This window comes from Xanthomonas euvesicatoria pv. euvesicatoria (genome assembly GCF_020880415.1).
Classification (GTDB): domain Bacteria; phylum Pseudomonadota; class Gammaproteobacteria; order Xanthomonadales; family Xanthomonadaceae; genus Xanthomonas; species Xanthomonas euvesicatoria.
This window is the reverse complement of record NZ_JAJIUJ010000084.1, coordinates 1-9,448: the sequence shown is the minus strand read 5'-3', so window position 1 is coordinate 9,448 and position 9,448 is coordinate 1. Positions and strand designations below refer to the sequence as shown.

The following is a 9,448-nucleotide window of genomic DNA, read 5'->3' as shown; positions in this document are numbered from 1 at the left end:
GGACCTGCTACAGGTCGTAAGACAACACGTCTTCGAAACCGAATGTGTCGAAATTTTCGATGCGCGAGGGATACAGGCGACCGACCAGATGGTCGTATTCGTGTTGCACCACGCGTGCGTGGAAACCTTCGGCATCGCGCTCGATCGGAGTGCCGTCGGGTGCGAAGCCGCGGTAGCGAATGAAGCGATAGCGTGGAATGACTGCGCGCAGGCCGGGAATCGACAGGCAGCCTTCCCAGCCGTTTTCCATTTCTTCCGACAGCGGTTCGATCTGCGCGTTGGCCAGGGCCGTGCGCGGCACTGCGGGCGCTTCCGGATAGCGCTCGCTGGCGTCGAAACCGAACACCATCAATTGCAGATCCACCGCGATCTGCGGTGCTGCCAGACCGACGCCACGCGCAGCGTCCATGGTTTCGAACATATCGGCCACCAGCGTGTGCAACTCGGCGCTGCCCAGGTTGCTGACCGGTGGTGCCACGCGTAGCAGGCGCTTGTCGCCCATGCGGATAATTTCGCGAATCATGCGGGTGCTCCTGACGATCGTGGCGTGGATTCTAGGGCGGCTGCCACCCGGTAGCGAAGCGCCGGGCGGTACAATAGTCCGCAGGCGCTGCAGTGTACGAGCGGTCGCTGCCGCGGGCTGTGCATGACGGCACCGGGCAACGCTCGCGCCAGCGCACGGTGCGCGCAGCAGGCTTGTTCATCGCGCCGTGAATAGGCGCACTGCATCTATCGCCAGCGCTGCGGCCAGCGTGATGGCGCAACACCGGCTTGGCGCCGGTTGAACCGGCTCAAACATGTCAGCGGCCAATGCGTTGACCGGCCTCGTCCAGCACGCGTTCGCCGTCTTCCTTGATGAAGCCGTGCGTGGCCGGCGGCAACAGGTCGAGCACCAATTCGGAGGGGCGGCACAGGCGCGTGCCGCGCGTGGTCTGGACGAATGGGCGGTTGATCAGGATCGGATGGGCGAGCATTGCGCTCAACAACGCCGCATCGTCCAGGGTGGGATCGTCCAGTCCCAGTTCCAGATAGGGCGTGCCTTTCTGGCGCATGGCCTGGCGGACCGTGATGCCGGCAGCGGCGATGAGCGCCTGCAGCGTCTGGCGGCTTGGCGGATGCTGCAGGTAATCGACAATCTGCGGTTCGATGCCGGTGTGGCGGATCAGGGCAAGGGTATTGCGGGAGGTTCCGCAACCGGGATTGTGGTAGATGACGGCGTGCATGGTGGCCTGGCGCTGGGTTGGCTGGTAGATGGCGGCGCCGGCAACGGATGACCGAACGACGCCCAGACCGGCCAGTGTACGAGTGGCGCCCGGGCGTGCCGAACGCTGGCCACGGCGTGTGCAGGCGCCTTGGCGACGGTGCTGGGGGTGAACTCCCAGACTGCAACCCTGCCGATAACTTTTTCAGGTTGCCGCTTGCATTCGACGGCGAATGTGTCAAAAGATTGACACGAATCACGGATTCATGATTCAGTCATGAACAGACTGAAATGGAAGGATTCTCCCGAGCGCCGGTGTCAGCACGGCGTTTTTTCCCCTGTTGGACCCAAGGAAACCCCAACGATGATGAGCTTTCGCAAGCCCGGATGGATGCTGTCCGGTGTGTTGTGTGTCGCATGCCTGCCGGCGATCGCTGCAGCGCAGGAAGCAGCTACCAGCAGTTCCAAGGTCGGTATCGACCCTGCCACCGGCAAATTGCGCCCGCTGACCGACGCCGAGAGCGCGGCCCTGGATCAGCAGGCGGCTGCAGCGGCCTCCGCAGCACGCAGCAGCGCCGCACGCAGCTCGGTTCCGCAGACCGAAGCGGCCGCGCGCGCGACCGAGCGGCGCCTGCCCAATGGCACCGTGGCGCGCAAGTTGCCGGCCACCCAAATGAGTTCGCTGACGGCAACCCGCCAGGCCGATGGACGCATCGTCATCGAACACAGCGACAACGCCGACACCACCCAACCCACCCACGCCGAGCACGGAGCGCTGCCGCATGAATAAGCCCTTGTTGCTGTTGTCCCTGGCCGTGGCGGCCGCATTGGCACCGCTGCACGCCCGGGCAGCCAATGTCACGCTGATCAATGGCGATGCCGGCACCGTGGTCGGTTTGAACGACCCGACCGCTGCCGCACCGCTGGGCGGCAACCCGGGCCGCACGATCGGCGAGCAACGCCGCATCGCGTACCAGTACGCCATGGACCTTTGGGGCGCGGTGCTGCAGAGCAATGTCAAGATCAAGGTGTATGCCTCGTTCGCACGGCTGACCTGTACCGCCACCGGCGGCACGCTGGGCCAGGCCGGCCCGAACTGGATCGTCAACAACTTCCCCGGCGCCAAGGTCGATACGCTGTATCCGTCCGCGCTGGGCGATGCGATCGCCGGGCAGGACCTGGTGCCGGATCCGGCCGATCCGGCCGACGTGTTTTCGCAGTTCAACGGCGACCTGGGCAAGGACGATTGCCTGGCCGGTTCGGGCTGGTATCTGGGCCTGGACGGCAAGACGCCCGAAGGCCAGATCAACTTCCTCAACGTGGTGATGCATGAGATCGGCCACGGTCTGGGCGCGGCGGGCTTTCTCAACAAGACCACCGGGGTGCTGGGCTCGGGCAGCGGCCTGACCGACGTCTACACCTCGCAGGCCTACGACAACGTCCAGAACAAGCGCTTCGACGACCCGACCATGACCAACGCCCTGCGTGCCGAAGCGATGCGCACGCCCGGCCGTACGGTTTGGGCCGGGACGCGCGTGAACCGCGAGGCGGCGCTGATCCTGGATCCACGCACGCTGCTGCGCGTCACCGCACCGGCCAGCGCTGCGGGCAAGTTCGAAGTGGGCTTTGCCAGCTTCGGTCCGCTGGCCACCGCGGCCAATTTCCCGGCGCGTTCGGTGGTAACGGTCAATGACGGCGTGGCGGCCGCATCGGCCAGCGATGGCTGCGAAACCCCGTTCGTCAATGCGGCCGATGTGGCCGGCAAGGTGGCGCTGATCGACCGCGGCACCTGCGCCTTCGCGATCAAGGTGAAGAATGCGCAGCTCAACGGCGCGGTGGGCGTGATCGTCGCCAACAACGCGGCCGGTGTACAGACGATGGGCAACGCAGCACCGCCGATCACCGACATCACCATCCCCGCCATCATGGTCTCGCAGGCCGACGGCGCGCGCCTGAAGGGCAGCACTGCGGTGGTTGCGGCGCTGTACGAAGATCCGCAACTGCTGCAGGGCACCGACAGCGCAGGCCGCACGCGGCTGTACTCGCCCAGCGTGGTGGCCGGTGGTTCGACGTTCTCGCACTTCGATACCGATCTGCAGCCCAATGCCTTGATGGAACCTTTCGACACGCCGGAAGTGCAGGCGCACGTGAACATCGACCTGACCCCGGCGCTGTTTGCCGACATCGGTTGGACCTTGAACACCGGGCCGGCCAAGTTGGGCACCTGCAACACCCTGGTCCCGACGGTGGAAACCGGCGGCCTGATTCCAGGCGCGAACGTGTCTGCCGAAAGCAGCCTGTGCAAGACGCAGAACGCCGGCAACCGCCTGGGTTACCTGACCTGCATGGACGAACACGCGCGCGAGCTGCAGAGCCAGGGCGTGATCAGCCGCGTGCAACAGGCAGCGGTCTTCGTGTGCGCCACCAAGGTGCGTCCGTAAGCGCCGAACGCGTGATGGGATGCAATGCGAACGGCGCCGGAAGGCGCCGTTCGTTTATCTGCTGCCGCGTTGTGGCGCGCAGGCCAGCGGTCCCTGCAGGGTGGCGGCGATGCACACCTCGTCGCAGGCGAGCATGCGGCCCCATGCACGCGCGGCATCCCGTCGCCTGCGTGCATCCGCCGCAGCCCCTGCTGCGCGCCTTCGGAGCGAGGCACCAGGTTTGCCGTCACCTCAATGCTCCGCCGCATACGGCGAGGTCAGCACCTGCGGTGCACGCCCCAGCGCAGCGCCCAGGCGATCCATCACGAAACGCAGGTAAAGGTTGCTGCTGAACTGGTTGTAGTCGCGTGCATTGTTGAAGGTCAGCCGCCCGCCCAGAAACAGCTGCGGGGCCACCTGCCATTCGGCCGCGCCACTGAGGTTGTAGGACACGCCGGTGCGGCTTTCGCCCGCATACACCGGGTCGGTGTAGCGATTGACCAGACCGAGCAGCGCGGCCAGCGATGCGGCGTCGTAGGCGGCCTGTTGCAGGGTCGGGTCGGTAGGGAAATACGGCGAGGCATCGGTGCTGAAATGCTGCACACCGACGCTGGCGTCGACCTTCCAGTTCACCGTCTGCCCGGCCGTGCGCCCGCTCCAGTGCACCGGGAACCCCAGGTCCACATAGTCCTGCGGACTGAAGTAGCCACCGTGCCCGTAAGTGAAGCCGCTGAGATTCTTGTCGTACTGCATGGTGGTCAGATTGACGCCGGCGGTGAGCGATTGATGCTCGGTCTCCAAGGCATGCACGTAGAAGCCCAGGTCGACCTGGCGATGGTCGTTGTCGGCCACGTGGTTGCCCTGCAGGCGGTGCGCGGCAAGGTTGGCGTAGCCGCCGAGCAGGCCGTTGTCGGCAGTGGCCGACAGCGAAAGACCGGTGCTGGTCACACCGCCCCATTCGCGCCCGCTGCGCGCGTCCTGCGCACCGGCAAACGACAGCACGCTATCGGTGACTGCACGCCGCGAGGCCTCGGCCGACCAGCTGACGGTGTCACCGAGCTCGCCGCGATAGCCCACGCCACCGATGAGGTTGTGATCCTGGAACCCGATCGGCGTGCTGCCCACGTCGGCACTGAAACCGCCATTGCGATACCGCACGCCGACGCCCACGCCGGTGTCGTCCTGGCTGAGCCGGCGGCTGCCGTTGCCGCTGGCGGCCATGGCATTGAGCGTGTCGGCCAGGCCGGTCGGCGTCTGCTGCGCGGCGGCCGTGCTGCCGGCCAACGCGCGCAATGCGGCCGCATCGCCTGCACCCAGCTGTTCGCTGAGCGCGGCATTGCCCAGGATGTCGCGTGCCAGCTGCGCAATCGGCGTGGTGGAGGCGTTGATGCTGAGCAGGTAGGCCGGCAGCGGCTCGTTGGCCAACGCCGCCAGCGCAGCGGCATTGCTGTTGTTGTGCTCCACCAGCAGTGCATTGAACAGGCCGGTATTCAAGCTGTAGCGGCGCAGGCGTTCGCGCGTGGCGGCGGTATCGCCTTCGGTGGCGAGCAGCTGATACACCGGCGAATCGACCAGCGTGTCGATCGGGCCACGGTTTGCGGCCAGCGCATCGCCGATGGCGCTTTGCGGGCCGGTGCCGAAGCGGCTGGCGGTGGCGTAGTCGGTGCCGAGCGTGCCGGCATCCACCACGGTCGGTGTCAGCGTGACGCCGAGCTTGCCCTCGCCGACTGCGAATTCGGCCTGCACCGGCATTTCGATGTCGTCCAGACGGCCCAGGCCGTCTTCGCCGTCGCGTGCGCGATACAGCGCGCCGCCGGCAAGGCCGCCGCTGTTTTCCGCCTGCACGGCGCGCAGTTCGTCGAGCACGCTGTTGCCGCTGCTGCGCGCAGGCAGTGCTTGCGCGAGGTTGCTGCGCGGCTGCAGATCGCTGCCCGACACAGGCGGCAGCGTGCCATGCGAGGAAGCGCGCAAGCGGCTGCCGGGCGCAGGCAACGTGGAAAGCACGGTGCTGGCGCGCACCGGTTGTGGCAACGCGTCGCTCCTGATGTCGGCGGCAGCATTGGCGGGTGCGGCAGGCGCGACAGGTGCGGCGCTGGGCTGCATGGCGAGCGGCGCGATGTATGCAGCAGGCGCGGTTGCGACATCGTTGTAGGCGCTGCCGGCGTCCATGCGTTCGGACAGCACCGCCGGCGCACGCGGCATGGCGCCGGTCATGCCGGAGAATGGGTTGAGCGGGCGACCGGATGCGGCGACGGCGGCCGGGCCACGTGCAGACGCCAGGCCATTGTCGAGCTGCCCGGCCTGACGTTGCTGCGCGGCCAGCGCTGCACGGAAATACTGCTCGGCCCTGCGGTTCTTGCCGGCACTGCGATACACGCGGCCGGCGGCCGCGAGCACCTCCGGCGACTCCGGTGCCTGCGCCAACGCGCGTTGCAGATAGCTCTCTGCATTGCGCAGGTCCGATTGCGCGGCGGCGCTGTTGGCGGCAGCGGTGAGCGTGTCCAGATCGCTGGGCTGACGTTGCAGGAGCTGCTGGTAGATCGCCAGCGCCTGGCGGTGCTCGCCGGCGGCCGCGTACAACCGCGCGAGCGCGGCCTGCGCATCGCGGTTGTCCGGCTGCTGGGCCAGTATCGGCGACAACGCGTCGTAGGCGCCTTCCAGATTGCCGAGCTCACGCAATGCATCCACCTGCCGCAGCGTGTAGGCGCTGCGCAGGCGTTGGTAGCGGCGCAGCTGCTCCGGGGTCAGGGTGGTGGCCTGCAGCTGACGCAACACCGCCGAGAGCTCGGCGTCCTGATGCGCGCGCAGCAGCACGCTGGCGTATTGCAGGCGGTCTTCGGTGCGCGGGTTGGCGCCGGTGACCAGCCGCTGGGCCAGCACCAGCGCGCGCTGGGTGTTGCCAGCGTCGGCATGCGCGCCGGCCAGGGCGGCCAGCAGTTGCGGATCGTCGAGCTGATTGCCCAGCGCCGTTTCGGTACGCGCCAGCAACTGCTGCGCCTCGCCCACCCGGCCCTGCGCGACCAACTGCCGCGCCTGACGCGCCTGCAATTCGATCCAGGCGGTGGCGCGCAGCTGGGCCATCGCCGGCGTGCGTGCCGCCGATGGAATGCGGTCCAGACTGTCGTAGGCGTCCTGCCAGTCGCCGCTTTCCTGCGCCAGCAGCGCATTGGCGTGCAGCGCCTCGGGTTGGTCGCCATGGACGGCGAGCAGGCCGTCCATCACGCTGCGCGCCTGATCCGGGCGGCCAGCCTGCTGGTACAGGCGCGCCAGGTCGAGACGGATCCAGGCATCGCCGGGGCGTTCGACCATGGCCGCTTCCAGTTCGGTTTGCGCGCTGACCGCATCGCCGCCATCCAGAAACTGACGCGCACGGGCGCGCTGCACGTTGGAGCGCAGCAAGGCTTGGCCACCGGACTTGGCGCGCTCGGCCGCCGGCAGCCGGTCGAACAAGGCGCTGGCTTCCTGCAGGCGGCCCTGGCGGCTGTACAGCCCGACCAAGCCCTGCAACGCGCCGGCATTGTCGGCCTCGCGCGACAAGGCTTTGCGATAGCTGGCTTCGGCAGCAACCGGGTCGCCGGCGGCCTGCACGTCGCCCAGCGCCACGTGTCCGGCCGGCTCGTTGGGCAGCAGCTGCACCGCCTGCTCTACCAGCTGGCGCGCCTGCGCCAGATCGCCGCGCGCGCGCGCCGCTTCAGCCTGCTGCAGCTGCTGCCAGTAATGGGCACTCTCCAGCGCGCTTTTCCATTTGCCGTTGCTGGCCGCGGCCGGTCGCAGCAGTTCCTGCGCCTCGGCAAAACGCTGCTGACGCAGACGTACCGAGCCCAGGCCGCCGAGCGCTTCGGGGTCGCGCGCACGTGCACGCAAGACCTGGGTAAAGCGTTGTTCGGCGGCGCTCAGATTGTTGGCGCTCAACGCGCGAAAGCCTTCGCCCAGCAGCGCGCCTTTGGGATCGGCCGGCGTGGTGGCCGTCGTGCGTTGCGCACGCAGCTGGCCGAGTTTGGCGGCCACTTCGGCATCGTTCGGGGTACCGGCAAGAAACGCTTGGTATAGCGGCGCATCGGCCATGCCGGCGTTGAGCCACAGCAGCGCCTGGCGCCAGCTGCTGCGTGCCGGCCCACCCACGTCCGCGCGCTGGGCAAGCGTGCGCAATTGCGCAATGCCGTCGCGGCGGGTGGGTTCGCGGTAACTGAGGACCTGCGCCAGCGCCAGCTGCACGGACGGATTGCCCGGGTCGCTGGATTGCAGGCGTCGCAGGCCGTCGCGGGCGCGCTCCCAACCGGTGGGGGTGCCGGCCAGCGATTGGTAGTACTCCAGCGCCAGGTTCGGCGGCGGCGACTTGCCGGCGAAGGCGGCTTCGTAACTGCGCGCCGCTTCCACATAGTGCCCGGCAGAGGCGGCACGACGTGCATTGCGCAGATTGGAATCTTCGCCCGCGTTGCTGCTACCGCGCGCGCCGATCGCCACGCGCAGGCGCTGCGCCTGCGGCGATTGCGGATGCGCGCCTTCGAGTTGCTGCAGCCGCTTGCGCGCTTCGGACTGGCGCCCCTGCGCCAGATTGATCTGGGCCAGGCCGAGCAATGCGTCGGGTTGGTCCGGGTCGATGCCGAGCAGCTTCTTCCAGGTATCGGCGGCCAGATCGTCGCGACCCTGGTCGTGCCAGTAATTGCCCTGCTCCACCAGCTGCTGGGCGGCACTGGTCTGCGCGTGCGCTGCCGGTGCGGCGAGCAGGCACAGCGCGAGCATTCCGGCGAGGTAGAACGGCTTCAGGTCGTTGCGGCACATGCAGGGGTTCTCCAGGCGGGCAACAGGCGCCCGTCTGCGGCGAAGCGGTAGCGGTTCTCAAGCCATCCCTGTCCGAACAGGGCCAGCGTGCGTTCGAAATACGGCAATGCAGCGGCGGCCGGTTGCGTGGCGGCGGGCACCCGCTGCGCCTGCGCCTTGAGCAGCGCAGGCTTGCCCAGTGCGCTCAGGTACGGCAGCAACGCCGCAGAAAATCCCACCGGCAGGGCGCCGGTGCCCACACCGCGCGCGGTGTCGATCTTTTCGGCCGGCGTCTGCTGCGCGGCGAGCAGGTCGGCCGGTCCGGACAGGTCCTTCAGCAATCGCGCGCGCAGCGGCTCGCCAGCGTCCAGCATGCCGGCCCACAGGTACACGCGGATGGCGTCGTAACTGCCGACATTGCCGCGCTTGGGATCGGCATTGAAGGTCTTGCCGTCCCACACCGTCCAATCCGGGGCAAACCCCACCGGCGCGCTGTCACGCAGCACGCGCGCGCTGTTGGCGGCAATGGCAGCCCATGGGCCCTTGGGGTCGGCATTGGCGCAACGACGCAGCACCTGGATCGGCAGATAGCTGGGATTGAGCGTCCAGCGCCCGTTGTCGACGAAACCGGTGCGGCCCGGCAGCAGCATCGGGCCCAGCCCGGGTAGCGTGGCCACTTCCTGGGTGCGGATCAGCTGCAGCATCTGCTGGCCGGCCTTGAGGTAGCCCGGGCGGCTCCACAACCGTCCAGCTTCCAGCAGCGCATAGGCAATCCACAACTCGCCATCGCTGGCGGTGTTGGCGTCCAGTACGCGCCAGGCGCTGCCGCCATCGCGGCCCCACAGCCATGCCGGCAGGTGGAGATCCGGGCGGCCGCCGCACAGGTTGTGGCGGGTCCAGCTCAGCACCTTGTCGAACAGCACCTGGTCGTTGTTGACCAATGCGAAGAACAGCGCATACGACTGCCCTTCGGAGGTGGAGCGTTGATCGGGATTGAGAAAATCCACCACCCGCCCATCGGGCTGGATGTGCTTGTCGACGAAGGCGCTCCACAGCGGCCACGGCC

Annotated in this window: 6 protein-coding genes; 2 read left to right on the top strand and 4 right to left on the bottom strand. The window is 67.9% G+C overall.

The annotated features are described in order from the left end of the window. Positions 1 to 7 precede the first annotated feature (7 nt). Positions 8 to 523, bottom strand: coding sequence for a peptide deformylase (gene def / locus LN450_RS14110; protein ID WP_008573775.1), 516 nt, complete (start codon positions 521 to 523; stop codon positions 8 to 10). A 277-nt stretch (positions 524 to 800) separates the two neighbouring features. Then, positions 801 to 1,223 (bottom strand): arsenate reductase (glutaredoxin), encoded by a 423-nt coding sequence (arsC, locus tag LN450_RS14105; protein WP_011348560.1) that lies wholly within the window; start codon positions 1,221 to 1,223, stop codon positions 801 to 803. A 342-nt stretch (positions 1,224 to 1,565) separates the two neighbouring features. On the opposite strand from arsC, the gene LN450_RS14100 reads away from it, so the two are divergent. Together LN450_RS14100 and LN450_RS14095 are read left to right on the top strand one after the other, a co-directional pair. Then, a complete protein-coding gene (locus tag LN450_RS14100) occupies positions 1,566 to 1,991 on the top strand; it encodes a post-PEP-CTERM-1 domain-containing protein (protein ID WP_039418574.1) in 426 nt (141 codons plus the stop codon). Next, complete coding sequence (locus LN450_RS14095) at positions 1,984 to 3,642, top strand: PA domain-containing protein (protein WP_011348562.1); 1,659 nt, start codon at positions 1,984 to 1,986, stop codon at positions 3,640 to 3,642. Before LN450_RS14100 ends, LN450_RS14095 begins: the two co-directional genes overlap by 8 nt. 231 nt (positions 3,643 to 3,873) lie before the next feature. Here the strand turns inward: LN450_RS14095 and LN450_RS14090 are convergent, their stop codons facing one another. Beyond that, positions 3,874 to 8,403, bottom strand: coding sequence for a cellulose biosynthesis protein BcsC (locus tag LN450_RS14090; protein ID WP_011348563.1), 4,530 nt, complete (start codon positions 8,401 to 8,403; stop codon positions 3,874 to 3,876). Further along, on the bottom strand, positions 8,385 to 9,448 hold a 1,064-nt coding region (gene bcsZ, locus LN450_RS14085), incomplete at its 5' end, for a cellulose synthase complex periplasmic endoglucanase BcsZ (protein WP_228885020.1). The genes LN450_RS14090 and bcsZ, both read right to left, overlap by 19 nt.

Bases quoted from the DNA above. Each gene is read 5' to 3' on its own strand.
- def (WP_008573775.1), bottom strand. From the start codon at position 523: ATGATTCGCGAAATTATCCGCATGGGCGACAAGCGCCTGCTACGCGTG.
- arsC (WP_011348560.1), bottom strand. From the start codon at position 1,223: ATGCACGCCGTCATCTACCACAATCCCGGTTGCGGAACCTCCCGCAAT.
- LN450_RS14100 (WP_039418574.1), top strand. From the start codon at position 1,566: ATGATGAGCTTTCGCAAGCCCGGATGGATGCTGTCCGGTGTGTTGTGT.
- LN450_RS14095 (WP_011348562.1), top strand. From the start codon at position 1,984: ATGAATAAGCCCTTGTTGCTGTTGTCCCTGGCCGTGGCGGCCGCATTG.
- LN450_RS14090 (WP_011348563.1), bottom strand. From the start codon at position 8,403: ATGTGCCGCAACGACCTGAAGCCGTTCTACCTCGCCGGAATGCTCGCG.